We start from the raw sequence: 24,703 nt of genomic DNA on the forward strand, positions 1-24,703 counted from the left end.
ATGGCGGGTTTCACCGCCCTGGTCCTGGCCGGCACCCGGCCGGGCGGGGATCCCCTGGCCGATTACGCCGGGGTCAGCCACAAGGCGCTGATCGACATCGACGGCGTGGCCATGCTGGAACGCGTGGTCGTCGCCCTGGCGGCATCGCCGCAGGTCGACCGCATCGTCATCGCGATCGACCGGCCCGAAGTCTTGCGCGCTCTGCCAGGGCTGCAGTCGGATGCGGTAGGCAAGCCGGTCTCCACCATGCCGACCGAGGACGGCCCGAGCGCCACCGTCTCTTCTGCGCTGGCGCGCGAGGCAACGCCTCTGCTGGTCACCACGGCCGACCACGCCTTGCTGCGGCCGCAGTGGATCGATGATTTTCTGTCGGTCTGCCCGCCGGATGCCGACGTGGTGGCGGCACTGGCCCGTCGCGATGTGGTGGAAGCCGCCGCGCCCCACACCCGCCGCACCTGGCTGCGTTTTTCCGATGGCGATTTTTCGGGCTGCAACCTGTTCCTGCTGGCGGGTCCGGGTGCGGCGGGGCCGGTGAGCTTGTGGCGTGAGCTCGAAGCGGCGCGCAAGCGGCCCGTGCATTTGATGCGCCGGCTTGGCTGGCTATTCGCGTTGCGTTATCGCCTGGGCCGGCTGTCTTCCGCGCGAGCGGCAGCGCGGCTGGGCGAGCTTTCGGGCAACGCGTGCGTCGCCCTGGTGTCGCTGCGCGACGGACGTGCCGCGATCGACGTGGACAAACCTTCGGACCTCGATCTGGTCCGCGAGATGATCGCCACCGGCCGCGCAGCCTGACGCGGGGCAGGGTGCCTTGCCGGGCCGATCAGGCCGTCTGGACCGAGGTCGGCTGCGGCTGGGCGGCATTGCGGCCGTTGCCGCCCTGCCAGCCGCCCGCGAGTTCGCGCACGTAGGCGAGGTCGGCCGGAAAGTCGAGTTCGCCCCATTCCAGGCCTTCGATGGAGGCTACGCCGATGTGCGCACCAGCCTGTGCGAGGCGGTGAATGGCCGACAGGTACCAGAGGCCGGGGCCTTCGGGCGTGCGCATGTTGCGCTCGAGTTCCTGCACGAACATCGCGCCGCCTTCGACGTCGAACCGCAGAAAGCCGATCGACTCGCCGTCGACGATGTCCGCCGGCAGGGTCTTGCCGATGGCGCACAGCCGGCCGTCCTTGGTCTGCACCTTCATGTCGTCGTCGTCGAACTGCGGCTTGCGGTCGATGGTGACGGTGATGGGGGCGGGCGGAGCCGACAACAGGCGGCGGGCGATCTCGGGCTCGAACAGGGTGTCGCCGTTGAGGATCAGGCAGGGGCGGTCGAACTCGGCACGCGCCATCCAGCAGCTCGCCAGATTGTCGGCCAGTTTGTAGAACGGGTTGAACAGGGTGCGCACCACCATGCCGCGCGGGGTGATGCGGGTGAGGGCTTCGCACACCAGGTCTTCACGAAAACCGGTGACGACCACGGCTTCCTGGACGCCGCATTCGAACAGGCCGCGCAATTGCCACTCCAGCATGCTGCGACCGCTCAGGTCCAGGAGACATTTGGGAAGTTGCTGCGTCATGGGCAGCAAGCGGCTGCCTTGGCCGGCGCCGAGGATGAGTGCACGCTCTGGTCTGGTCACGTTGGAAAACCCGTATTCAATGTAGAAAAGGACGTATCGGGCGCCGACTGTCAGGCGTCTCGCCACTGTCCACCGAAAACTCGCCATGCTCGAGCGCATGACGCGATAGCTGCTCGATCGCCAGGCAATCGCGCAATTGTCGATCCATCGGGCATGCCAGATGGGCGACGTAATGCATTCCCACAGGGAGCGCCACGGTTTGCCAGTGCTTGCCAGCAAATTCCGCGCCTTGTTCGGCTCCACCCGTATCCACCGACCGCACATCCGCCAAGCCGCGTCCAGCCGCCTTGGCGACGGCCTCCTTGCGGGTCCAGATCGAATAGAAGCGACGCGGATCGTGACCGGCCCATGCTCTTTCGTTCTCGTTCAGGAAGTAGCCGAACGCCTGGGCCGACAGGTTTTCCACTGCTTCGACATCCACGCCGATCGGGCCGGTACGCGATACGGCACTGACCACGCGGCCGTCACCATGCGACAGGCTGAATTCCAGCGGAAGGTCCAGTGTCGGCCGGGAGGAGGGCGAGTGCCGCAGTGTCGCGAGGCACGCCTCGGCGTATCCGAACCGACGCAGGCTCAGCAGGAGCAGGCGGCTGCCGATGAGGGAGCGATGCCGCGCCTTTCGGTCGGGCCAGCGCGATATTTCTGTCTGCCGGACTGCCGGCAAATCCGCCAGCCAACGCGCTTCCAGTGACGGGGAAATCTCGAACTCCGTAGCGATCAGCACCAGGATGGGCATCGACCGGTCCGCCTTCGCGTCCATGACATAATTCCAGAATTCACTTGAGCGCGAAGGTAATTTCGGATTATGGCACAGGCAGCAGTGGCGCCCGGCCCACAAGAGCGCTACGACCTCGACGCCAACGACGATTGCCTGCCGCTGCTCCAGCAATGGCTGGGGCAGTTCGGCAACACGTTCGCGGTTCCCTCGCAAACCCGCCCCGGCAACGCCCTGTTCATCAACGATCCGGACGACATCCGGCGGGTTCTGCTGACGCAGCGAGCCAACTACGTGAAGGGGGCGGGGCTCGAGCGGGTTCGCATGCTGCTCGGCAACGGCCTCATCGTCAGTGACGGCGAGCACTGGGCGCGGCAGCGCCCCATGATCCAGCCCGCATTCCTTGGCAACGCGACCCGCGCCTTCGCGCCGTTGATCCAGAGCGTGAACGAAGCCCTGCTCGCGCGCTGGGCAAAGAAAGCCACGAGCGGCGAAGTGATCGACATCACGCACGAGCTCAGCGCGGTCGCGCTCGACATCGTGCTGCGTGCACTTTTCAGCGTCGATTTCGATCGCTTGATCGAATCCGAAGGCAAAAGCCCCTTCGATTTCCTGGCCGACGAGAGCGAGCGCGACCTGCAGTTCGCCGTTCGTTTCCGGGGTCTTACGCGGTTCGTGCGCGCCATCATCGAGGCGCGCCGCACTGAAGGCCGGGTCGAGTCCGACTGGCTGTCGATGATGATGCAGGCGCGCGACAAGGCCAGCGGCGAGCCGATGGCAGACCGCGCCTTGCTCGACGAATCCATGACGATGATCGTCGCCGGCCACGAAACCACGGGCAGCACGCTCAACTGGGCCTGGTACCTGATTTCGCAGCATCCCGAAGTCGAGCGGGAGCTTCATCGCGCCATCGCCGGCACCGCCGTGCCCGCAACCGCCGCCGCCGAAGGTGGCGAGCCCGACGGCGGGAGCTATGTCGAGCGTGTACTGCAGGAGGCGCTGCGCCTCTATCCGCCGGTGTGGCTTTTCAGTCGCCGTGCGGTCAAGGAAGACGTGCTCGGCGGCCATGAGGTGATGCCCGGCACCGATATCTTCATCAGCCCCTACCTGCTTCACCGCAGTGCCGAGCACTGGCAGAACCCCGACGATTTCATGCCGGAGCGCTTCGAGCCGGCATCGGCTCAGGGTCGCCACCGTTTCGCCTACTTGCCGTTTTCCGCAGGCCCGCGCTTTTGTGTCGGCGCCGGGTTCGCCATGGCGGAAATGGCCATGCACATGTCGATGGTCGCCTCGCGTTTCCGCATGGAATACCTCGGTGACGGCCCGGCACAGCCCGAATTCCAGATCAATCTACGCACGCGCCATCCCATCCTGATGCGGCTGGTGGCGCGTCACTGACCACCGCATGCGATTCGAAACACTTCAAGCCCTTCTGCCGGCGCAAGCCCGGGAAGACCGCCACGTCACGCTGATCGAAGGCGAAAAAGAGCAGCGCGTCCTGAGTTTCCAGCAGCTTCGCCAGCGCGCACTGGGTCTGCTCGGCGCACTGCAGCGCCGTTCGCTCGGCCGCGGCGATCTGATGATCCTCTGCCTGGCCGACAACGAACGCTTTCTGGAGATGTTCTGGGCCTGTGTCCTCGGCGGCATCGTGCCGGTTCCGCTGGCACCGGGCAGCACCGACGAGCATCGGCGCAAGCTGGTTCGCGTCTTCGCCCGCCTGGGCAAGGCGTCGGTCTATATCGATCGGACGTCGCTCGATCGGCTGGACGGTTTCGCCGCCGAAAACGCTTTCGATCCCGGCCTCGCGGCTGAAGTCGCGCGCCTGCGTGGCTCGGCTTTCGCGCCTGGCAGCCTCGACATCGGCGAGGCGCCAGGCCAGGTTGTGACCGTCGGCGCCGACGACCTGGCATTCGTCCAGTACTCGTCGGGCTCCACCGGCGAGCCCAAGGGCGTGATGCTGACGCACCGCAACGTCACCGCCAACATCGCATCGATCATCGAGGCGGCTGCTTTTACCGACCGCGACATTGCCCTCAGCTGGATGCCGCTTTCGCACGACATGGGGCTCATCGGCTTTCACCTGAACATGGTGGCCGCCGGCGTGAGTCACGCCATCATGCGCACCGAGCTTTTCGCCCGCCGCCCCTTGCTGTGGCTGGAAAAAGCCAGCGAGCGCAAGGCCACCGTGCTGTGCTCGCCCAACTTCGGCTACGAGCATTACCTGCGCCAGTTCGCGCTGAAGAAGCCGACCGGTCTCGATCTGTCCGCCGTCAGGCTGGTCTTCAATGGTGCGGAGCCGATTTCACCGGTGCTCTGCCGGGATTTCACGGCCGCGCTCGCGCCGTGTGGTCTGCCGGCGAATGCGATGTTTCCTGTTTACGGCTTGGCCGAGGCCAGTCTCGCGGTCAGCTTCCCGCGTCCCGGATCGGCGTTGGAAACCGTGCGGCTCTCCCGCATGGCGCTGGGCATCGGCTCGCAAGTCGAGAGGGTTGACGGGCCGGGCAGCGTGGAGTTCGTCTGCCTCGGAAAGCCGGTTCCCGGCACCGAGTTGGGCATCGTCGACGAGCAAGGAAAAGCCCTGCCCGGCGGCACCTTGGGGCGCCTGCATATTCGCGGCGACAACGTTTCGGCTGGCTATTTCCGAAACGACGAGGCCACCGCGGCGTCGCGTGCACCCAACGGTTGGCTCGACACCGGCGACCTTGGCGTATTCATCGACGGTCAGCTCGTCGTAACCGGCCGGGCGAAGGATCTGATCATCGTGAACGGCCAGAATTACTACCCCAGCGACCTGGAGGACATCGCTGCCAAGGTCGACGGGGTCGAGGTCAATCGCGTGATCGCGGCCGGGGTGATGTCTCCTGACAACGGGTCCGAAGTGCTGGCGCTCTTCGTGGTTCATCGCATGGGTGTGGAAGCGTTTACCGCGACGTCGCAGGCGCTCAAGGCGGCCATGGCGAGCCAGGCGGGCCTGGACGTCGGCTATGTCATCCCGGTCAACCAGCTCCCCAAGACGACCAGCGGAAAACTGCAGCGTCACGCGATGGTAAAAGCCTTCGAAGCGGGTGCGTACTCGGCGATAATCGAGGAGCTCGAAGCTACGGAACGTGCGGCGGCCGGCGGCAGCGCGGCGGATGGGCAACATGCGACGGTGGTCGAGCGGCTATTGCAAGTGTGCCAGCCGCTGGTCCCGGGTCAGGTCATCGTCGCTGACACGAATCTGTTGGAAATCAACCTCAATTCCCTGACGCTGGCTCGCATTCACGAGGCTATCGAGCAAGAATTCCCCCAGAGGATTGAAATCACGGATCTGTTCGAGTACCCGACGCTCGGACAATTGGCATCGGTTCTCGAAAAGCCTCATGGCTGAGCGACCGAATTTCTTTATCACCAATTGGGAATCGTTGTGCAATGTGGTTTGAAAGCCGCCCTCGGGTCTGCTGACACCTATGCCGCATTGCAATAACGATGCCCAGACGTTACAGTTTTAAGCTTCAACATGAAACAGAGGATGCCGGAAGTTGTCCGGAATACTCCCCAAGCGTTGAGCATGAAATCAGGACAACAGGGCGGTAGGCAGTGATCAAAAAAACACCTGCTGATGTGATCCCGACGCCTACCGAAAGTGGCGTCCGGTTGCGAAGAGCGGATTTTTCGACCCTCACCGAAGCACTCGACTACGCGGCTAGCGGTGAGTCAGGCTTCAATTATTACGATGGACGTGACAATTTCACGTCCACTTTGCCGTATCGGCAATTGCGCGAGCGCGCGCTCGAAGTTTCTCGCCGCCTCGCACGCCTCGGCCGTGGCGAGCGCGTGGCGCTCGTCGCCCACACACACCCCGACTTCGCGGTGATGTTCTATGCATGCCAATACGCCGGTCTGGTGCCCGTGCCGCTGCCGGCGGCGGTGCATCTCGGGGGGCGCGAAGCCTACGTGCGTCATTTGCGCCACATGCTGGCCGACTGCAAGGCAGTCGCCGCGTTCGCGCCCTCGGACTTCATCGGTTTCCTGCACGAGGCCGCCACCGACCTGTCGATGCAGCTGGCCGGCACGCTCGACGACTTCATGGCCCTGGATGCCGACGACGAACTGCCGACGCCGCCTGCACCCTCGGAACTCGCCTATCTGCAGTACACCTCGGGCAGCACCCGGTTCCCGCGCGGGACGATGATCACGCACGCTGCGGTGATGGCCAACCTGTTCGCCATCTTCAACCACGGCTTCGAACTCACGCCGGAAGACCGCTTCTGCTCGTGGCTGCCGCATTACCACGACATGGGTCTGGTCGGCATCGTGCTGGGCTGCGTTGCCACACAGCGCTCGGTCGACTACCTGCCGACGCGCGACTTCGCGATGCGCCCGCGCCTCTGGCTCAAGTTGATAGCGCGTAACCGCGCCACCATTTCCTTCAGCCCGCCTTTCGGCTACACGCTGTGCGCCCGCCGCCTGCGGCCGGCCGACATCGAGGCGCTCGACCTGTCGAGCTGGCGTGTTGCCGGCGTCGGTGCCGAAATGATCCACCCGGATTCGCTGCGCCAGGTCGCCGAGATCCTGGCGCCGGCAGGCTTCGACGAGAAGGCCTTCCTGCCTTGCTACGGCATGGCCGAGGTGGCGCTCGCCGTGAGTTTTGCACCGGTGTCCGATGCGCCCCACAGCGATCTGATCGACATCGATCGCCTGTCCCGTACCGGTGAGGCGCAGCCGCCCCGCGAAGGCGAGGCCGAACGCAAAGGCAAGGCCTTCGTCGACTGCGGCAAGCCGCTGCCGGGCTTCGAGGTGGAGATCCGCGCCAACGACGGCACGCCGCTGCCCGAGCGCCAGTGCGGCACCATCTTCCTGAAGGGGCCGAGCGTCATGCTGGGCTACTTCGACAATCCCGAAGCCTCGGAAGCTGTGCTTTCCGCCGACGGATGGTTGAACACCGGTGACTTAGGCTACCGCGCTGACGGCTCGCTGTATGTCACCGGCCGCATCAAGGACCTGATGATCATCAAGGGCCGCAACATCTGGCCTCAGGATCTGGAATACCTGGCCGAGCAGGAGCCCGAAGTCCGCACCAGCGACGCTTCCGCGTTCACCGTGATCGATGCCGAGGAAAACGAAACCGCGGTGCTGGTGGTGCAGTGCCGTGAGATGGATCCGCAAAAGCTCGATTCGCTCGCGAACCGGCTCAAGCAGGCGATCCACGCCGAATTCGGCATCCACTGCCTCATCGAACTCGTGCCGCCGCACACCTTGCCCCGGACCTCATCCGGCAAACTGTCGCGCAGCATGGCGAGAAACGATTTTCTGGCGCGTTGCTCCGAAGCGACCCGTCTGGTCAATTCGCCGGTGCGATCCCTACAAGAAGAAAATGGTCTGTCCTCAGACCCTGTGAGCCGACCCCTTGACACCGTCCTTACCATCTCCGATTGAAGGCCAAGAAGCCGACGCAGCCAAGCTGACCGCCATCGAACACGCCATCCGCGACGCTCTCGGGGCGATTCGGCCCGGCTCTGCTGACCTGCCGGGCGATGCCGACCTGATGCAGGAGGCCGACCTGGACTCCGTCGGCGTCATGGATCTCATCATGGAGATCGAGGATCGCCTCGACATCTCCATCCCCGTCGAGACGCTCGCCGATGCGCGTACGGTCAACGGCCTGCGCTCGGGCATCTACCGGCTCGACGGCGGGGCGGCATGAGTCTGCTGGACAAATTCGCAGCGCAGCGCGGCCTGAGCGCGCACCTGGCCGAAATGGGCAGTGTGGCCCCCATCGCCACCCCCATGGACGCGATCGAGTCGGCCACGTCCGCCACCATCGGCGGACGTCGAACGGTGCTGGCCGGTACCAATAACTACCTCGGACTCACCTTCGACGAGAGCTGCCGAAATGCGGCCATCGACGCCATCAACACGCTGGGTACCGGTACCACCGGCTCACGCATGGCCAGCGGCAACTACAGCGGCCACCGTGCGCTCGAACGTGAGCTCGCCGATGCGGTCGGCTGGCCGTCCTGCATGGTGTTCTCCACTGGCTACCAGACCAACCTGGGTGTGCTCTCGGCCCTGGCCGATACCGGCGACTACCTGCTGGTGGACGCCGACAGTCACGCCAGCATCCACGACGGTTGCAAGCTCAGCAACGCCACCACGATCCGTTTCCGTCACAACGACCCGGAGAACCTCGATCGTCGTCTCGCCCGGCTGGGCGAAGACGCCAAGCGCGCGCTGATCGTCGTCGAAGGTGTCTACAGCACGCTCGGCGATCGTGCGCCGCTGAAGGAGATCGTTGAGGTCAAGCGCCGCCACGGCGCGTGGCTGGTAGTGGACGAAGCCCATTCGTTCGGCATCTTCGGCCAGCGCGGCCTCGGTCTTTCCGAAGAGCTCGGCCTGCTCGACGAGGTCGACTTCATCGTCGGCACCTTCTCCAAGAGCCTGGGCGGTATCGGTGGCTTCTGCATCAGCCGGCACGCCGAACTGGACCTGCTGCGCTTCGTCAGCCGGCCCTATATCTTCACGGCGTCTTCTTCACCGGCATCGATCGCATCGACCCGTGCTGCCCTGCGCCTGATGCTCGACGGCCGGGCACTGCGCGAGCGCCTGTGGAAGCACGCCGAGCGTTTCTACGCGGAAGCCGGCCGACTCGGCTACCAACTCGGCACGTCCACGCCGTGCCCGGTGGCCGCGCTGGTCTTCAAGGAGCGAGACGAGGCGCTCGGCCTCTGGAATGCCTTGATGGAAGAGGGTGTCTACACTAACCTGATGATTCCCCCGGCAACGCCCGCCGGCCTGAGCCTGGTGCGCATCAGTTTGAGCGCGGCGCATAGCGACGAGGACATCGGGCATATCATCCAGGCGCTGGAACGCGCGCGCGGCTGACAGTCGGCGGCGCTCTACGGTGCCGGCCCTGCGGCGTTGCGGGGAACGTTTCCCGCCGTGAACCCCGGGCGGCCGTGCAGGCCGCTCCACTCTCCCAAGTCATGCCTTCATCCGCCGAGCAACGCAGTTTCGCCGTCGTCACCACCTGCCATGCCGCGGGTTACCGTGACTACGGGCAGGTCATGGTGGAAACCTATCTCCGCCATTGGCCGCAACAGGTGCCGCTGCTGCTCTACCACGAGAGTTTCGACCCGCCGGTCTCGCCAGGACGCGTGTTTGCTCGCGACCTGGTCGAATCAAGCCCTGAACTGATGGCTTTCAAGGCGCGCCACCGCGACGATCCCCGTGCGCATGGCGACCTGCTGCCGCGCCGGCGTCTGCGCCTGGGGCCGTTGTCGATTCCTTTGCCGATGCGAATTCGCAAGGCCAAATACCGCTGGGACGCGGTGCGCTTCGCCCACAAGGCCTACGCCATCTTCGACGCGGCCCGCCGCACCGACGCCGATCTGCTGATCTGGATAGACGCCGACACGCGATTCTTCGCCGATGTCGACTTCGCCGAGCTCGCCGCGCTGTCGCCGCCGGAAAGTGCCGTCTCCTGCCTGCGCCGGCCCCAGCACAGCGAGTGCGGTTTCGTGGTCTACAACCTGCGCCATCCCGAAACCCGTCGCCTGCTGCAGGAGTTCGAAGCCATGTATTCCCGCGACCTGTTCTGGCGCGAGCGCGAGTACCACGACTCCTACCTCTTCGATGTGGTGCGCCGACGTGCCGAAGCCCGTGGTGCCCAGGTGCACGACATTGGCGAGGGCGCGGGCTGGAAGGCTTCGCACGTGCTGATCAATTCGCGCCTCGGTCGCTTCATGGACCACATGAAGGGCGATCGCAAGAGCGAAGGCAAGAGCCGCGCGGGCGACCTGCTGGTGCAGCGCGACGAGGAATACTGGAAACAGCAGCAACAACAGTCCTAGGCCGGGCAAGGGTTCCGACATGCGCAACGCCGTTTTCATCCATACCAATCCCAAGCAGATCATCGGTGCCCTGGTGGCGCAGCACGCGTTGAAGACGCACAGCGCAAACCCCGATCGCTTCGACGTGCGCATCATCCAGACGACGGATTTTCCGGCGTTCGCGGGCTTCGAAGGGCGCCGCTACCTGCGAGAAGGCCAGCAGGTGATGTGGCGCAACGACGACCTTCAGTCCTTCACACCGCTGCGCTTCGCCGTACCGGAGCTGATGCACTACAGCGGCCGTGCCGTGCTGATCGACCCGGACATTTTTGCCTTGGCCGACATCAACGAGCTGCTGGAGCGCGACATGGGTGGTGCCGCCGTCATGGCGCGCCGCATGGAGGGCGATTTCCGCCGTCCATTGCACTTTGCCTCCAGCGTCATGTTGATGGACTGCGATCGCCTGAAGCACTGGAACTGGGTCGCCGATTTCGAGCGCGTCTTCCGCGGCGAGCGCGACTACCGCGACTGGATGTGGCTGCTGCTGGAGCCGCCCGGCAGCGTGGCCGCGCTCGAATCGCAGTGGAACGATTTCGATCGCCTCGCCCCCGACACCCGGATGCTGCACAACACGCACCGGCGCACCCAACCTTGGAAAACCGGTTTGCCATCGGATTTCACGCCGCGCGGCACCACACTCAAGTCGCGCGCGGGCATCTGGCTGCGCAAGATCACCGGCCGGGGCGCGGGCCGTTACAAGCGGCATCCGGATCCGGCCCAGGAAACCCTGTTTTTCCGCATGCTCGGCGAATGCCTGGACAACGGCACGGTGGACTTGGCCTTGCTCGAAGCGGAAATCGCACGCGGCCATGTGCGAACCGACGCGATGAAATGCGTCGCGCGGGCGACGCGCGTCACCGGCTGAATCGCCCGCGCCCGGCGGGGAAAGTTCAGCGGCGGGCGGACGAGTCCAGAAGCAGGGCCTCGATGCGGGCGACGGTTTCCTGCCGCTCCTTCCGGGCCATCACCGGTGCACGGCCCTCCGCGTCGAACAGGCCGTCTGCCTGCAATCGCTCGATCAGCAGGCCGACGTCGCGGGTCGACGAGAGCCAACCCAGGTCCTGCAGCTTTTCGAACAGGCGTGCCCGCCAGCTACCTGGCCGACGCAAGGCCGCCGCGCGCCACGCGGCGACCAGCTTCCAGCGCCAGTCCGGCCGGGTCGGGAGCGTGAAAGGCAGCACTGGTCGACCGCTCAGCAAGGCCTCGGTCACCATCGATGCGCTGTCCATGGTCACGATGAGGCGATCGGCCGTATGGCGCAGGGCGGGATAAGGGTTGTTGGCGCCACGCTGCCAACGTACGACCGTCGCGGCAACGTCGAGCGAGCTTTCGATCGCGTCCATGACCGACGCCGGCGTGCGCGGGCTGCCCAGTACCCAGGCGCTGCCACCGTGGCGGCGCACCTGCTCACCGACCATGCCGGCCAGGCGCAGCGCCGATGCGTCGTCCAACACATAGGGCCGGCTGCTGCCGCCCACCATGACCAGCGTCCAGGGACGGGGCATGTCGCCGACCCGCTCCTGCCAGATCGCGGGCAGGGCGGCATCGAGAGGGGTTTCCGGCGGCAGGAACGGCATGCGGTTGATCAGCACGTTGCCGCGTGCCGGCAGGGCGTATTGCGGCGTCGTCACCACCAGGTCGAACCAAGCCAGGGGCGCCCAGGGGCGGTTGAGATGCACCAGCCGGGTCCGTCCGCCGGACCGCCGGGCGATCCAGCGCGCCGCCGGAACGCTCTTGCGGCCCGCGGCCAGCACGAGGCGCGGCCAGGGCGGGGCGAGGGCATCCGGATCCCGGACCTTCCACGAAAGCCCGCTGGCGCCCAGGATCAGCGGTGGCAGTCCCGCCGCCGCGTTGAACTGCAGCGCCACGCTGCGAAACGGCCTGCCAAGCGCCCGGGCGAGTGCGAGCAGTTGCTGGTTGTCGCCGTGGCGCGATCCCAGCAACACCCAGACCTCGGCGTCGATCGGAGCGACGCTCATGCCGCGGGCAACCAGCCGGCGCGGCGGTACCAGGCCACCGCGTCGGCAAAGCCCTGGTCGAGGCCGTAACGCGGCGACCAGCCGCGCGGTGCGGCGACGTCGTCCCGGGCGACCGCCCAATCGACGTGGCGCAGTTCGCGCAGCTTCTGCGAGTTGAGCATGCTGGCCGAGCCAGCGAGCCGGGCCACATCGCCGACCAGCGCGACCGCGCGCAGCAGGCCGGGCGGCGCCTGGAAGAAGGCGGGGGACGGATTGCCTACCGCCCGCGTCGCGGTTTCCATGATCTCGCGCCATCCGTAGCCGTCAGGCCGGGCATCGGCCATGGCCAGCACCCGGCCCTGCGGCTGCTCCGCTGCCGTCGCGGCGATCAGCGCTGCCACGTCGCCCACATGCATCATGGCCGCGCGGGCCTCGGGCGGACCGATCAGCGGGATGCGCCGCCACCGGGCGATCTGGAAGAAGAGCAGGGTTTCGCGGTCGTGCGGGCCGTAGATGGCCGGCGGCCGCAGCACCGTGGTGCGGTTGCCCAGCACGTCCAGCACCGCCGCTTCGCCGGCGCGTTTGCTGGCGCCGTAGTCCGACAGGCCCGGCTCGCGCGCGGCCAGGCTCGACACCAGCACGAAATGCGCGGAGGGCGCCACGGATTCGACGGTTCTGGCCAGCCGCCCAGCCGCATTGCAGTTGACGTCGAAGAAGTCATCGCGACGGGCTGCCTTGATGAGTCCGGCGAGGTGGACGACGGCATCGGCACCCTCGACCAGCCGGCCAAGCGCGGCATCGTCGCTCAGGCCGCCGGCGACCACTTCCGGCCGAGAACGCCGCCAGGCCGAGCCGCCGGGCTCGCGCCGCAGCAGCAGCCGCACCCGCCAGCCGGCATCGGACAGCGCGTCGACCACATGGCGGCCGACGAATCCGGTGGCGCCGGTGACGGCCACCAGCGGGCGGCTGGCTGTCGCGTCGGAGGAAATTTCGCCAGGGTTCGCGACAGGGAAAAGACTCGGGGATGGGGTGCTCAAGATGCGCTTGCCGCGAAAATGCGGCGGAGTATAAGTTTTGACCGCATCGCCGCCGCCCTGGCGCCTGGAAAATCATGCCCCTGAAGAAGATTCCGCTGTTCTGCCTGTCGCTCCTCCTGCTGTCGCTCGCCCCCGCCGTCGAGGCCAAACGGATGAGCGACGAAATGCGTGCCTTCAGGGATCAGAACCGTTGCCCGATTACCGGAGAGACCGGCGAAGGTGGCTGCCCGGGCTGGACCATCGGTTACTTCACGCCCTTGTGCGCGGGCGGACTCGACAAGAAGGAAAACATGGTCTGGATGAAGGCGGAGGATGCCAAGGTGATCCGCTCGTCCGTTGGCAAGAACTGCAAAAACCTCAAGCGCAATTCGACCACGACCGTGCCCATGTTCTGAGTGGCGCGCGGGTTGCACATGGCAGATGAGCGACGTTTTCTTACCGCCTCGCGTCGGCCCGGGTTCATGCTTTATCGATGAACACCTCCAAATCCTCCAACCCCTCCCAAGCGTCCGCCGGCAAGGACGCCGCTTCCAACCGCGAACATCGCGGTGCCCCAGCGGCCGAGAATTCCGGCCCGGGCACGCCCGGCAACGAGGCCGGTGCCATCGACGGCGCCACGCCCGGCGAGAAAGATTCCAAGGGCCGCGATGTGGCCGAACGCATGAAGGCCGAGCAGGGCACCCTGTCCGGGCCTTCGGCCGGCCACTGAACGTTTTCTCGACCTTCGCCGCATGACGGAACCCGACACCGCTTCCTCCACGCCTTCCGTCAAACCGCCGCCCGCCATCGGCCTGGGCAGCGCGGCCAAGGATCTCTACCGCGCGCTCTGGCGCCATGCCGAAGGCGCGCGTGGCCAGTTGCTCGGCGCGGCCGGCCTGTTGTCGGCCGCGCAGCTGTCGCGGCTCACCATGCCCTGGCTGGCGGCGCAGGCGATCAACGCACTGCAGGGCGGCGACATGGTTACCTCCGGCCGCTGGATCGCCGCGCTGATCGGCATCTATCTCGCCTCCTGGTTCCTGCATGGCCCCGGCCGGGTGCTGGAGCGCAACGTCGGTGTGCGGGTGCGGGTGCGCCTGGCCGACCAGCTCTACGGCCGCATCGCCGCAGCGCCGCTGGCCTGGCGCGACGGGCGGCACTCGGGCGAGCTGCAGCACCGGGTGGTGCAGGCGAGCCGGGCGTTGTCGGACTTCGCGCAAAACCAGTTCGGCTACCTGCAGAGCGCCTTCAACTTCGTCGGCCCCATCGTGGCGCTGGCTTTGCTGTCGACCACCAGCGGCACCATCGCGGTGACGGGCTACGTGGTCATCGCGGTCATCATCCTGCGCTTCGACCGGGTGCTGATGCAGCTCGCCCGCGCCGAAAACGACGCCGAGCGCCGCTATGCCGCCGCCTTGCTCGACTTCGTGGGCAACGCCGGCACGGTGATCGGCCTGCGGCTGCAGGCGGCCTCGCGCAAGCTGCTGGGCAGGCGCATGGATGCGGTGATGGGGCCGCTGCGGCGTGCGGTGATGGTCAACGAGGGTAAGTGGTTCGCCGTCGACCTGCTCGGCATGGGCCTGACCTGGGTGCTGGTGGTGGTGTATGTGCTGCAGCACCGCCAGCCGGGCCAGGCGGTGATGCTGGGCACCGTCTTCATGATCTACCAGTACGCGCAGCAGGCCGCGTCGGTGGTGGGCGCCATGGCGTCGAACTTCCAGAGCTTCGCCCGCATGCACACCGACTACAGCAGCGCCGATCCGATCTGGGAAGCACCTGGCGACCCCGACGCCACGGTGCCCGCCGTGGCGGCCGACGCGCCCTGGAACACGCTGGAACTGCGCAGCGCCACCTGGCGCTATGCCGACGATGCACGCGGCGGCCTGCACGGCGTCGACCTGGTGCTGCGACGCGGCACGCGGGTGGCGTTGATCGGCCCCAGCGGCGGCGGCAAGAGCACCTTGCTGCGCACCCTGGCCGGGCTCTACCGCCCACAGCAGGGCCAGTTGCTGCGCGACGGCGTCGAGGTCGACTGGTCCGAACTGCGCACGCTGGCCACGCTGATTCCGCAGGAGGCCGAGGTCTTCGAAGCCAGCGTGGAGGAAAACCTGACCTTCGGCCAGCCCGCCGATGCCCAGGCGCTGCATTCGGCAGTGCGCACCGGGGTGTTCGACGAGGTGCTGGAGCGCCTGCCCGACGGCCTGGCGAGCCCGGTCAATGAGCGTGGCGGCAATTTCTCGGGGGGGCAGCGGCAGCGCCTGGCCCTGGCGCGTGGCGCCCTGGCCTCGCGCGGCAGCTCGGTGCTGCTGCTCGACGAGCCTACCAGCGCGCTCGACCCTCAGGCCGAGTCGCGGGTGTTCGACCGCATGGCCGAGGCGTTTCCGACGGCTTGCGTCATCGCGTCGGTCCACCGGCCGAGCCTGCTGGCGCGCTTCGACACCATCGTCGTGGTGGAGGCCGGCCGGGTGGTCGACGCCGGTCCGCGCGACGAAGTGCTGGCACGCCGGGCGAGCTGACCGGCGCCTGCGCTCAGGCGGCGAGCTGGCGAGGCTCTTCGTGCATGGCGATCACCTCGCTACCGACCGATGCCAGCCAGGCCGCCAGCCGATGCGTCGCGTCGTTCGCCGTGTCTTTCCAGGAGGCGAAATAGGCGCAGGGCTGCCGACCCGGCTCGGCGCTGGCGGCCGGCCGGCACCAATGGAGTTCGCGCAGCGCGCCGCTCGCCAGGCTTTCTTCCACCATCAGGCGCGGCACCAGCGCGATGCCGAGACCGGCGACCGCCGCCTGGATGACCATGGAAAACAGCTCGAAGCGGTGGCCCAGGCGCGCTTCCGGGCGGTTCTGCTGACAGTCCTCGAGAAACCGGCTCCAGGCGTCGGGTCGGCTTTCCAGGTGCAGCAGGCCGATATCGAATAGGCAATCCCAAGCGCGGTGGCCGATGCGCCGCGCGAGGTCGGGCGAATATACGGCGACCGATTCACCTTCTCCGACAATGCGGCAATGTGAATATCCGGCCCAAGGTTCCTGGCCGGAGTAAATCATCAGGTCGAACTGCGACGATGCCAGGTCGACCGGATCGACGCGCGAATATAGGTGGAATTGAATCTGCCGATTTTCCTGCAGAAAATCGCGGGTGCGGGGAATCAGCCATTGCGTGGCGAATGCCGGCACGGCCGCCACCTCGACGATTTCCCTGCCCCGGCTGCGGCCGATGACGCCTTCGGTCGCCGTTGCGAGCCGGCCGAGGCTGTCGCGCACCTCGGCCGCGTACCGCGCGCCTTCGCTGGTCAGTGTCAGCCGCTTGCGGTGCCGCAGGAACAGGGACTGGCCTACGCGGTCTTCGAGTGCGATGACCTGCCGGCAGACCGCGCTTTCGCTCACCGACAGTTCTTCGGCCGCCCGCGCGAAACTGCCCAGTCGGGCGGTGGCTTCGAACATGGTCAGCGCCGTCAGGCTGGGCAGTTTCATGGTTTACGCACGAAGTTCATTCGAAAATCTCAGTCATCGAAGATTGTGTCATGCCTAGAATTTGATATTCGAGATTCACCGGCAAGGAAATAATGAACGGCGCCAAGATATTGGTAGAAACCCTATTGAAAAACGGGATCGACACCTGTTTTGCAAATCCCGGTACCAGCGAAATGCATTTTGTGGCGGCGCTGGACCAGGTTCCCGGCATGAAATGCGTGCTGGGGCTGCAGGAGAACGTGGTCACCGGCATGGCCGACGGTTATTTCCGCATCGCCGGCAAGCCGGCCTGCACCTTGCTGCACTGCGGCCCGGGTCTGGCCAACGGACTGGCCAACATTCACAACGCCCGGCGCGCCCGCAGCGGCATGCTCAACATCGTCGGTGACCAGGCCACCTACCACCGGCCCTTCGACGCGCCGCTCACCGCCGACACCGAGTCGCTCGCCCGCGCCGTATCGGCCTGGACGCGCACCTGCACCGACGTCGCACGCCTCGGCGAAGACGCCGCCATCGCGGCCCAGGTGGCCACCGCCGAGCCGGGCCAGATCGCCACCTTGATCCTGCCGTCCGACGTTTCCTGGAACGAGGGCGGGAAGATCGGTCCGGTGCTGGAGGCGGTGCCGGCGTCGGCGGTCGTGCCAGCCCACATCGAAAAGCTCGCGCAGCTGCTCGAATCCGGCGAGCCGACCTTGCTGCTGCTCTCGGGCACGGCGCTGACGGATGCGGGCCAGGACCTGCTGCGGCCGCTGATCGACCGGTACGGTGTGTCCGTCATGGCCGAATACCCGATCGGCCGCATCGCGCGCGGCGGCTCGCGAATCGCGATTGCGCGCCTGCCCTATGGCATCGACGACGCGGTGGCGGTGCTCGGCAAGTTCCGGCATCTGGTATTGGTCAACGCCAACGACCCGGTCGGATTCTTCGCCTACCCCGGCAAACCCTCGCGGATGGCGCCCGACAGTGTGGAGGTGTTCCATTTCTCGCGGCCGCACCAGGACTGCATCGGGGCGCTGAAAGCGCTGCTCGGCCGACTGGGGCTGCAGGCCCGGCGCGCCGATGGCATCCGCCAGAAGCCCGAGGCCGGCGCCTATCGCGGGCGGCCGACGCCCGAGGCGCTGGCCACTTGCATCGCCGCGCTCATGCCCGAGGACGCCATCGTCTCCGACGAAAGCGTGAGCTTCGGCCGGGGCTTCTACAAGAACACCTTCGACGCGGCGCCGCACGACTGGCTGCACCTGGCCGGCGGCGCCATCGGCGATGGCCTGCCGGTGGCCACGGGCGCTGCCATCGCAGCGGGGCGCCGGCGCCGGGTGATCAGCGTGCAGGCGGACGGCTCGGCCATGTATTCGATCCAGTCGCTCTGGACGCAGGCGCGCGAACGCCTGCCCTGCACCACCATCCTGCTGAACAACCGCAAGTACCAGATCCTGCTCGGCGAATACGCCGGTGTGGGGGCCAAACCGGGGCCGACGGCGATGTCGATGCTCGATCTGGGCAATCCCGGCATCGACTTCGTGAAGCTTGCCCAGGGCATGGGTGTGGAGGCGGCACGCGCCACCACCATCGAGCAATGCGAAGACCTGATGCGGGCCAGCTTTGCGCAGGACGGGCCGTTCCTGATCGAGCTGATGATCGACTGAGGGGAGGGCGCCCGTCGCTGGCGACGCCGGGGGGCGGGTTTTCACAAAAAGCAGACTCAAGGAGACAAACGCATGAAAAGAATCCAGTTCCTCCAGGCCTCGGGCGTCTTGTGCATCGCGGCCGTTGCCGGCCTGCAGCCGCTGCCGGCGGCCGCGCAGGCCTATCCGGACAAGCCGGTCACCCTGGTCATTCCGTTCCCGCCCGGCGGCACCACCGACGTCTTCGCCCGCAACATCGGCAACGCGCTGCAGGGCATCCTGAAGCAGCCTTTCATCGCCGACAACCGGGTGGGCGCTGCCGGCAACATCGGCGCGGCCTACGTCGCGCGCGCCAAGCCAGACGGCTACACGCTGATGCTGGGCACGGTCGGCACCCAGGCGATCAACCATTACCTCTACAAGAACCTTCCCTACGACCCCGAGCAGGACCTCGTGCCTATCGCGCTGGTGGCCACTACGCCCAATGTGATCGCCGTCGCCACCGGCTCGAAGATCAAGTCCCTGGGCGACCTGATCGCCGCGGCCAGGGCCGCGAAAGCGGCGAATGCGCGGCCGATCAGCTATGCCTCGCCCGGCATCGGCTCGTCGGTGCACCTGACCGGCGCCTACCTGGAGCAGGCCGCCGGCATCGACCTGCTGCACGTGCCTTTCAAGGGCGTGTCGGGCTCGCTGCCGGCGGTGATCGGCGGCCAGGTCGACGTGCTGCTCGACAACCTGCCGAGCACGCTCGCGCAGGTGAAGGACGGCTCCAAGGTGCGCGCCATCGCGGTGACCTCGGCCCAGCGTTCGCCCGAGCTGCCCGACGTTCCGACCGCCGTCGAGTCCGGCCTGCCGGGCCTCGACGTACAGGCCTGGTTCGCGCTATACGCGCCCAAGGGCACGCCACAGCCGATCATCGACCGGCTGATCGACGCATCGCGCACCGCGCTCAGGCAGCCGGGCGTGATCTCCGCCCATGCGGCGCTCGGCGCGCAGCCGGGCACGCTGTTCGGCGCGGATCTCGCTGCGTTCGAGAAAGCGGAGCGCGCGCGTTGGTCGGCGCTGGTCAAGGAACGCGACATCCGCGCCGAATAGCGGCGGTACCGCAGATCCCGAGCACTCAGAGCTTGGTGGCGCTGCGGGCCAGCAGCTTCCAGTCGTCACCCTGCTTCTGCCACACCATCAGGATGTGCAGGTTGGTCGGCACCATGCGGCCGTCGGCCACGATCTTCTGTTCGCCCATCCAGTGAAAGCGCACCACCGCGCTGTCGCCCACCACGGCGATGACCGGGTTCTCGTACTGCAGGGCCGTGAACGGCGACTTGCCGGTGGTCGCGTTGGCGATGAACGTGGCGCGGTCTTCCACGCGGCCGTCGGAGTGGCTGTAGCTCAGGTCCGGGCTGACGAGCGGCGACAGCGCTTCGGGCGTGCCGGCGATCTGCGCCTGGCGGAAGGCTTCCACCTTCCGGGCGACGGCGTCCTGCTCGCCGGCGGCGAATGCCGGCAGCGCCGGCAGGGTGGAAAGGGCCGCCAGGGCGATGGCCGGGACGACGAGGTGTCGGCGCATCATGTTGGTCTCCGTTTTTTTGATTCTTGAGGGCCGGCGGGCTCGCCGATCGACGGCCATGCTCGGGCAATCGGGACGAGGGCGCATCCGGTCTCACCCGCACGGCCGGCGGTTCAGGCCTCGGCCATCGGCGCCAGCGGCTGGCCCACGTAGCGCCCGCGCGGCCGGATCACCTGCGGCACGGCCAGTTGCTCCAGGCAGTGGGCCAGCAGGCCGATGCTGCGGGCGGTGGCGAACAGGCCGAAGGCCGCGTCCGCCGGCAGCCGGTGGTGCGCCACCAGCGCGCAGAGGGCCACGTCGATATTGGGCTGCAGCCCGGTCAGCCGGGTGGCCTTTTCGATGAATCGGGCGACGACCTCGGTCGGCTCGAACAGACCGAGCAGGGCGGTGGCGCGCGGATCGCCGTCGGGATAGAGGTGGTGGCCGAAGCCGGGCAGCGGCAGGCCGGACGACAGGTAATGGCCGATGACTTCGTCTTCGCCCAGGCGCTCGACGTCGTTGAACAGCGCGCGCACCTGGCCCGAGGCATCGCCGTGCAGCGGGCCCGACAAGGTCATCAGCCCGGCCAGCACGCAGGCCGGCAGCGAAGCGCCGTTGGAGGCGGTGATGCGCGCGGTGAAAGCCGAGCTGGTGAGTTCGTGGTCGACCAGCAGCACCATCGCCGTGCGCATCTGCTCGGCCGCGAAGGCCGACTGTTTCCAGCCCCGGGCGAAGCGCAGGTGCAGCGGCTGGCGGCCGGGCTTGGCGCCGAAGGCGTTGGCCAGCTGGCCGACCAGGCCCTGGCCCTCTTGCTGCAGGACATGGGTGACGCGGCCGCGGGTGGAGTGGCCGGTGGCGGCCAGCGCGGCCAGCGCGGTGAAGGCCGCGAGCCGGCCGGATTTGCCGTCATGTACCGGGGCGTCCCAGCCGAAATCCAGTGCCGAACTGGCCCCCCAGAGCAACTGCGCCGCCTCTTCGAGCGTGGCCGATGCCGCCAGCTCGACCGCATCGCGCCCCCGGTAGTAGAGCCGGCCCCGATGGAACGCCGACAGCGCGGTGGCGATGCTGGGCTCGGCGCCGAACAGGGTGTTGGTGGCCAGCGTTTCGTGCTTGCGGCCGGCCTGCTTTCGCCGCGCGAGCGTGGCCACGTCGTCGGCCCGGTACAGGCTGCGGCGTGGCTGGTCGGGGTCGGTCATCACCTCCAGCTTGCTGCGGCTGACATAGGCGTAGACGGTCTGTGGCCGCACGTCGAGCAGGCGGCAGACCTCGTCCATCGGTATCCAGGAGGCCATTGAATAAACTGAAATGAAAGGGTGGGGGAGGGAAAGTCCTAGGCATTGATTTTATAAGTCAACGTTGCTTGATTCGTCAATCAATCACTAGCATGGACCCTCATGAAACCTCAGGTCCTGCAACTCAATCCCATCCTCGTGCCGGCGATCAACGACCAGCTCGCGTCGCTCTACCAGGTCCACAAGTTCTTCGAGATCGACGACCAGCCCGGCTGGATGCGCGACAACGGCCCGGCAGTCCAGGCCGTCATCACCGGCGGCCACACCGGCATCTCGCGGCCCATGCTCGAACAGCTGCCGGCGCTCAAGGTGGTGGCGGTCAACGGCGTCGGCACCGACGCGGTCGACCTGGCCTATTGCCGCGAGCGCGGCCTGCCGGTCACCGCCACGCTCGGCGCACTCACCGAAGACGTCGCCGACCTCGCCATCGGCCTGCTGATCGCCGCGTGCCGCAACATCTGCGCGGGCGACCGTTTCGTGCGCGCCGGGCAGTGGGAACTGCATCCGCAGCCCAGCGCGATTCCGCTGGCGCGGCGCTTCAGCGGCATGCGCGTGGGCATCGTCGGCATGGGCCGGGTGGGGCGCGCGGTAGCCACCCGCGCGGCCGCCTTCGGCTGCCCGATCAGCTACACCGATTTGCGCCGCATGGACGATCTGCCCTACGCCTTCGTGCCCGGTCTGGTCGACCTGGCCGCGCAGTCCGACGCGCTGGTGCTGTGCGCGGCCGCCGACCAAGCCGAGGGCATCGTCGATGCGGCGGTGCTCGATGCACTGGGACCGCGCGGCTTTCTGGTGAACGTGGCGCGTGGTCGGCTGGTGAACGAAGCCGACCTGTGCGCGGCGCTGGAAGCCGGTCGCATCGCCGGCGTGGGCCTGGACGTTTTCGTCGACGAGCCCCGGGTGCCTGCCGTGCTGCGGCAATCCGAACACGCCACGCTGCAGGCGCACCGCGCCAGCGCCACCTGGGAAACACGCACCGCCATGGCCCAGATGGTGGCCGACAGCGTGGCGCAGGCCCTGGCCGGCGAGCGCCCGGCGATGAGCCTGACCACCTGAGACCGCATCGATGAACCGATTCGTCATTCCCCCGGCTGCACCCGCCACGCTCGCCGTGACCGGCAGCGACCAGGTGTTCCCGGTCGGCCGCGTGTACTGCATCGGCCGCAACTACCCGTGGACGGCCGGCGAGGCGCGCCCCGCCGACATGCCAGGCTGGTTCATGAAGCCGGCCGACGCGGTGGTGCCGGCACAAGGCGTGCTCGCCTATCCGCCCGAAACCACCGAGTTCTGCCACGAGATCGAGCTGGTGGTGGCCATCGGCCGTGGCGGCCACGACCTCGATCCGGCACGCGTCGAGGCCGATCACGTCTGGGGCTACGCCGCCGGGCTGGACCTGACCCGGCGCGACCTGCAGCAGCACGCCAAACGGGTCGGCGGCTCCTGGGAGCCGGCCAAGGCCTTCGATCGCTCGGCGCCGTGTACGCCGCTGGTGCCGGCCTCGGTCTGCGGCCATCCCCGGCGCGGCGCGGTCTGGCTGGCGGTCGACGGCCAGGACCGCCAGCGCGCCGACATCGCCGACCTGCTCTGGCCGGTGGGCGAACTCGTCGCGATGCTGTCGCGCTCGGTCACGCTGATGCCGGGCGACCTGGTGTTCACCGGCACGCCGGTGGGCGTGAGCGCGCTGCAGCCGGGCCAGGTCGTGACGGCCGGTGTCGCAGGCATCGGCGAACTTTCCATGACGGTCGGCGCGCGCCCCGCGCGCGCGGCCGATCGCACCCCCACACCATCGGAGGAAATCCACTCGTGAGCGAAGACAACAAGCAATCAAAGATCGCCCTGGTCACCGGCGCCGGCAGCGGCATCGGCCGCGTCACCGCACTCGGTCTGTTGGAAGACGGCTTCATCGTCGTGCTGGCCGGCCGGCGCGCCGAGCCGCTGCAGACTCTGGTCGCCGATGCCGCATCGCGCGGACAGACGGCGCTGGCGGTACCCACCGACGTCACCGATCCGGCCAGCGTGCAAGCCCTGTTCGACACCATCGAAAAAACCTACGGCCGACTCGACGTGCTGTTCAACAACGCCGGCGTCAATGCACCGGCGATTCCGATGGACGAACTGCCGCTGGAGAAGTGGTTCGCCACGCTCAACACCAACGTCACCGGCGTCTACCTGTGCGCCCGCGCCGCCTTCGGGCTGATGCGCCGGCAGTCGCCGCAGGGCGGCCGCATCATCAACAACGGCTCCATCTCGGCGCATGTGCCGCGTCCCTTCACCGCGCCCTATACGGTGAGCAAGCACGCGGTCACCGGCCTCACCAAGTCGCTGGCGCTCGACGGCCGGGCCTTCAACATCGTGGCCAGCCAGATCGACATCGGCAATGCGCTGACCGAGCTCTCCGAGCGCATGACGCGCGGCGTGCTGCAGGCCAACGGCACCACCGCGCCCGAACCCATGATGGACGCGCGCCACGTCGCCGACGCCGTGCGCCACGTGGCGGCCATGCCGCTGACGGCCAACATCCTCAACATGACGGTGATGGCCAGTTCCATGCCGTTCGTCGGGCGCGGCTGAAGCCAGTCGCCGTACCAACCCTCAGAAAAAAGGAGATAGACATGAACAAGCGCCAATCCCTCTTCCAGCTCGCCGCCGTGTCGGCCGCGCTGGCCTTTGCGCCGATGTGGGCGCAGGCCCAGGGCAATTACCCGACGCGGCCGGTCCGCATCATCGTGCCGGCGCCGCCGGGCGGGGCGATCGACATCATCGCCCGCGTGGTGGGCGACAAGCTCGCCATCGCGCTGGGCCAGGCGGTGATCGTCGACAACAAGCCGGGCGCCTCCAACAACCTCGGCACCGACCAACTCGCCAAGTCGGCGCCGGACGGCTACACCATCGGCATCGTCGGTGGCAGCCACAACATCAACAAGTTCCTCTTCAAGAACCTCGGCTGGGATCCGGAGAAGAGCTTCGAGCCCATCGTCTACACCCACGAGGTGCCGCTGGTGTTCGCGATCTATCCCGGCATTCCGGCCAAGACATTGCCGGAATTCATCACCTGGATGAAGGCGCATCCGGCCGACGCCAAGGTGGCCACCTCCGGCCGTGGCAGCGCGCAGGAAATGGCCGCCGAGATGTTCCGCATGGCCAGCAAGACCGAGATGCTGCTGGTGCCCTACAAGGGCTCCTCGGCCGCGCATCCCGACCTGCTGGCCGGCCGCACCGCCCTCTACATCGACACCATCAGCGCGATCCAGGCGCAGGTGAAGGGCAACAACGTGCGGGCCATCGCGGTGTCGACCGCCAAGCGCACCCAGGCATTGCCGGACGTGCCCACCGCCGCCGAACAGGGGCTGAAGGGCTACGACGCCAATACCAACGGCGGTTTCCTGGCGCCGGCCGGCACGCCGGCGGCGATCATCACCAGGCTCAACACCGAGATCAACACGGTGCTGAAGATGCCGGAAGTGCGGGCCAAGCTGGAGGCCGCCGGCATCGAAGTGCAGGGTGGCACGCCGCAGGAATACGCGGCGGTGATCAAGTCGGACCTGGCCAAGTGGGGCAAGGTCGTGAAGGAAGCCAATATCGAGCCGGAGTGATCCCGGCCCG

24 protein-coding genes are annotated in these 24,703 nt (G+C 67.3%); 17 read left to right on the plus strand and 7 right to left on the minus strand.

Annotated elements, in window-relative coordinates; translation table 11 throughout:
- The gene (locus R9X41_RS10115; protein WP_318634736.1) at window positions 1-789 is read left to right on the plus strand and encodes a nucleotidyltransferase family protein; all 789 of its coding nucleotides are present in this window, start codon (window positions 1-3) and stop codon (window positions 787-789) included.
- A 28-nt stretch (window positions 790-817) separates the two neighbouring features.
- On the opposite strand, the gene R9X41_RS10120 is transcribed toward R9X41_RS10115, so the two are convergent.
- The gene (locus tag R9X41_RS10120) at window positions 818-1,615 is read right to left on the minus strand and encodes a phosphocholine cytidylyltransferase family protein (RefSeq protein WP_318634737.1); all 798 of its coding nucleotides are present in this window, start codon (window positions 1,613-1,615) and stop codon (window positions 818-820) included.
- A 16-nt stretch (window positions 1,616-1,631) separates the two neighbouring features.
- Complete coding sequence (locus R9X41_RS10125) at window positions 1,632-2,375, minus strand: 4'-phosphopantetheinyl transferase family protein (protein WP_318634738.1); 744 nt, start codon at window positions 2,373-2,375, stop codon at window positions 1,632-1,634.
- 45 nt (window positions 2,376-2,420) lie between these two features.
- Here R9X41_RS10125 and R9X41_RS10130 point away from each other — a divergent pair, with 45 nt between their 5' ends.
- The 7 genes from R9X41_RS10130 (at window position 2,421) to R9X41_RS10160 (ending at window position 11,066) form a co-directional block, all read left to right on the plus strand.
- Window positions 2,421-3,728: a cytochrome P450 gene (locus R9X41_RS10130; protein ID WP_318634739.1), complete on the plus strand. Its 1,308-nt coding sequence runs from the start codon at window positions 2,421-2,423 to the stop codon at window positions 3,726-3,728.
- A 7-nt stretch (window positions 3,729-3,735) separates the two neighbouring features.
- Window positions 3,736-5,700, plus strand: a complete 1,965-nt coding sequence (locus tag R9X41_RS10135) for a non-ribosomal peptide synthetase (RefSeq protein ID WP_318634740.1) — start codon at window positions 3,736-3,738, stop codon at window positions 5,698-5,700.
- Window positions 5,701-5,933: 233 nt separating this feature from the next.
- On the plus strand, window positions 5,934-7,748 hold the full coding sequence (locus tag R9X41_RS10140) for a fatty acyl-AMP ligase (protein ID WP_318634741.1): 1,815 nt from the start codon (window positions 5,934-5,936) through the stop codon (window positions 7,746-7,748).
- Window positions 7,720-8,016: an acyl carrier protein gene (locus R9X41_RS10145; RefSeq protein WP_318634742.1), complete on the plus strand. Its 297-nt coding sequence runs from the start codon at window positions 7,720-7,722 to the stop codon at window positions 8,014-8,016. Before R9X41_RS10140 ends, R9X41_RS10145 begins: the two co-directional genes overlap by 29 nt.
- Entirely contained in the window at window positions 8,013-9,194 is a 1,182-nt protein-coding gene (spt, locus tag R9X41_RS10150) for a serine palmitoyltransferase (protein ID WP_318634743.1), read from the plus strand. The genes R9X41_RS10145 and spt overlap by 4 nt, the downstream gene beginning before the upstream one ends.
- 101 nt (window positions 9,195-9,295) lie before the next feature.
- Window positions 9,296-10,162, plus strand: a complete 867-nt coding sequence (locus tag R9X41_RS10155) for a hypothetical protein (protein ID WP_318634744.1) — start codon at window positions 9,296-9,298, stop codon at window positions 10,160-10,162.
- A gap of 19 nt (window positions 10,163-10,181) precedes the next feature.
- Window positions 10,182-11,066, plus strand: coding sequence for a glycosyltransferase family protein (locus R9X41_RS10160; protein WP_318634745.1), 885 nt, complete (start codon window positions 10,182-10,184; stop codon window positions 11,064-11,066).
- Between the two features lie 25 nt (window positions 11,067-11,091).
- Here the strand turns inward: R9X41_RS10160 and R9X41_RS10165 are convergent, their stop codons facing one another.
- The gene (locus tag R9X41_RS10165; RefSeq protein ID WP_318634746.1) at window positions 11,092-12,180 is read right to left on the minus strand and encodes a mitochondrial fission ELM1 family protein; all 1,089 of its coding nucleotides are present in this window, start codon (window positions 12,178-12,180) and stop codon (window positions 11,092-11,094) included.
- The gene (locus tag R9X41_RS10170; protein ID WP_318634747.1) at window positions 12,177-13,196 is read right to left on the minus strand and encodes an NAD-dependent epimerase/dehydratase family protein; all 1,020 of its coding nucleotides are present in this window, start codon (window positions 13,194-13,196) and stop codon (window positions 12,177-12,179) included. Before R9X41_RS10170 ends, R9X41_RS10165 begins: the two co-directional genes overlap by 4 nt.
- A 74-nt stretch (window positions 13,197-13,270) precedes the next feature.
- Here R9X41_RS10170 and R9X41_RS10175 point away from each other — a divergent pair, with 74 nt between their 5' ends.
- The 3 genes from R9X41_RS10175 (at window position 13,271) to R9X41_RS10185 (ending at window position 15,688) form a co-directional block, all read left to right on the plus strand.
- The gene (locus R9X41_RS10175) at window positions 13,271-13,591 is read left to right on the plus strand and encodes an HNH endonuclease (RefSeq protein WP_318634748.1); all 321 of its coding nucleotides are present in this window, start codon (window positions 13,271-13,273) and stop codon (window positions 13,589-13,591) included.
- A 77-nt stretch (window positions 13,592-13,668) separates the two neighbouring features.
- Window positions 13,669-13,905: a hypothetical protein gene (locus R9X41_RS10180; RefSeq protein ID WP_318634749.1), complete on the plus strand. Its 237-nt coding sequence runs from the start codon at window positions 13,669-13,671 to the stop codon at window positions 13,903-13,905.
- Between the two features lie 22 nt (window positions 13,906-13,927).
- A complete protein-coding gene (locus tag R9X41_RS10185; protein WP_318634750.1) occupies window positions 13,928-15,688 on the plus strand; it encodes an ABC transporter ATP-binding protein in 1,761 nt (586 codons plus the stop codon).
- 13 nt (window positions 15,689-15,701) lie between these two features.
- On the opposite strand, the gene R9X41_RS10190 is transcribed toward R9X41_RS10185, so the two are convergent.
- Entirely contained in the window at window positions 15,702-16,640 is a 939-nt protein-coding gene (locus R9X41_RS10190) for a LysR substrate-binding domain-containing protein (RefSeq protein ID WP_318634751.1), read from the minus strand.
- Window positions 16,641-16,732: 92 nt separating this feature from the next.
- Here R9X41_RS10190 and R9X41_RS10195 point away from each other — a divergent pair, with 92 nt between their 5' ends.
- Together R9X41_RS10195 and R9X41_RS10200 are read left to right on the plus strand one after the other, a co-directional pair.
- Entirely contained in the window at window positions 16,733-18,283 is a 1,551-nt protein-coding gene (locus R9X41_RS10195) for an acetolactate synthase large subunit (protein ID WP_318634752.1), read from the plus strand.
- A gap of 72 nt (window positions 18,284-18,355) precedes the next feature.
- The gene (locus R9X41_RS10200) at window positions 18,356-19,357 is read left to right on the plus strand and encodes a Bug family tripartite tricarboxylate transporter substrate binding protein (RefSeq protein WP_318634753.1); all 1,002 of its coding nucleotides are present in this window, start codon (window positions 18,356-18,358) and stop codon (window positions 19,355-19,357) included.
- 25 nt (window positions 19,358-19,382) lie between these two features.
- On the opposite strand, the gene R9X41_RS10205 is transcribed toward R9X41_RS10200, so the two are convergent.
- Both R9X41_RS10205 and R9X41_RS10210 read right to left on the minus strand, forming a co-directional pair.
- A complete protein-coding gene (locus R9X41_RS10205) occupies window positions 19,383-19,832 on the minus strand; it encodes a nuclear transport factor 2 family protein (protein ID WP_318634754.1) in 450 nt (149 codons plus the stop codon).
- A 110-nt stretch (window positions 19,833-19,942) separates the two neighbouring features.
- The gene (locus R9X41_RS10210) at window positions 19,943-21,100 is read right to left on the minus strand and encodes a citrate synthase (protein ID WP_318634755.1); all 1,158 of its coding nucleotides are present in this window, start codon (window positions 21,098-21,100) and stop codon (window positions 19,943-19,945) included.
- A gap of 102 nt (window positions 21,101-21,202) precedes the next feature.
- On the opposite strand from R9X41_RS10210, the gene R9X41_RS10215 reads away from it, so the two are divergent.
- From R9X41_RS10215 to R9X41_RS10230, 4 genes are read left to right on the plus strand one after another with little or no spacing between them, the layout of a single operon-like run.
- Entirely contained in the window at window positions 21,203-22,156 is a 954-nt protein-coding gene (locus R9X41_RS10215; protein WP_318634756.1) for a 2-hydroxyacid dehydrogenase, read from the plus strand.
- Window positions 22,157-22,166: 10 nt separating this feature from the next.
- Window positions 22,167-22,907: a fumarylacetoacetate hydrolase family protein gene (locus tag R9X41_RS10220; RefSeq protein WP_318634757.1), complete on the plus strand. Its 741-nt coding sequence runs from the start codon at window positions 22,167-22,169 to the stop codon at window positions 22,905-22,907.
- A complete protein-coding gene (locus tag R9X41_RS10225; protein WP_318634758.1) occupies window positions 22,904-23,671 on the plus strand; it encodes an SDR family oxidoreductase in 768 nt (255 codons plus the stop codon). The genes R9X41_RS10220 and R9X41_RS10225 overlap by 4 nt, the downstream gene beginning before the upstream one ends.
- A gap of 41 nt (window positions 23,672-23,712) precedes the next feature.
- Entirely contained in the window at window positions 23,713-24,693 is a 981-nt protein-coding gene (locus R9X41_RS10230) for a Bug family tripartite tricarboxylate transporter substrate binding protein (protein ID WP_318634759.1), read from the plus strand.
- Window positions 24,694-24,703: the final 10 nt, after the last annotated feature.

Source organism: Xylophilus sp. GOD-11R (genome assembly GCF_033546935.1).
Classification (GTDB): Bacteria; Pseudomonadota; Gammaproteobacteria; order Burkholderiales; family Burkholderiaceae_C; genus Xylophilus.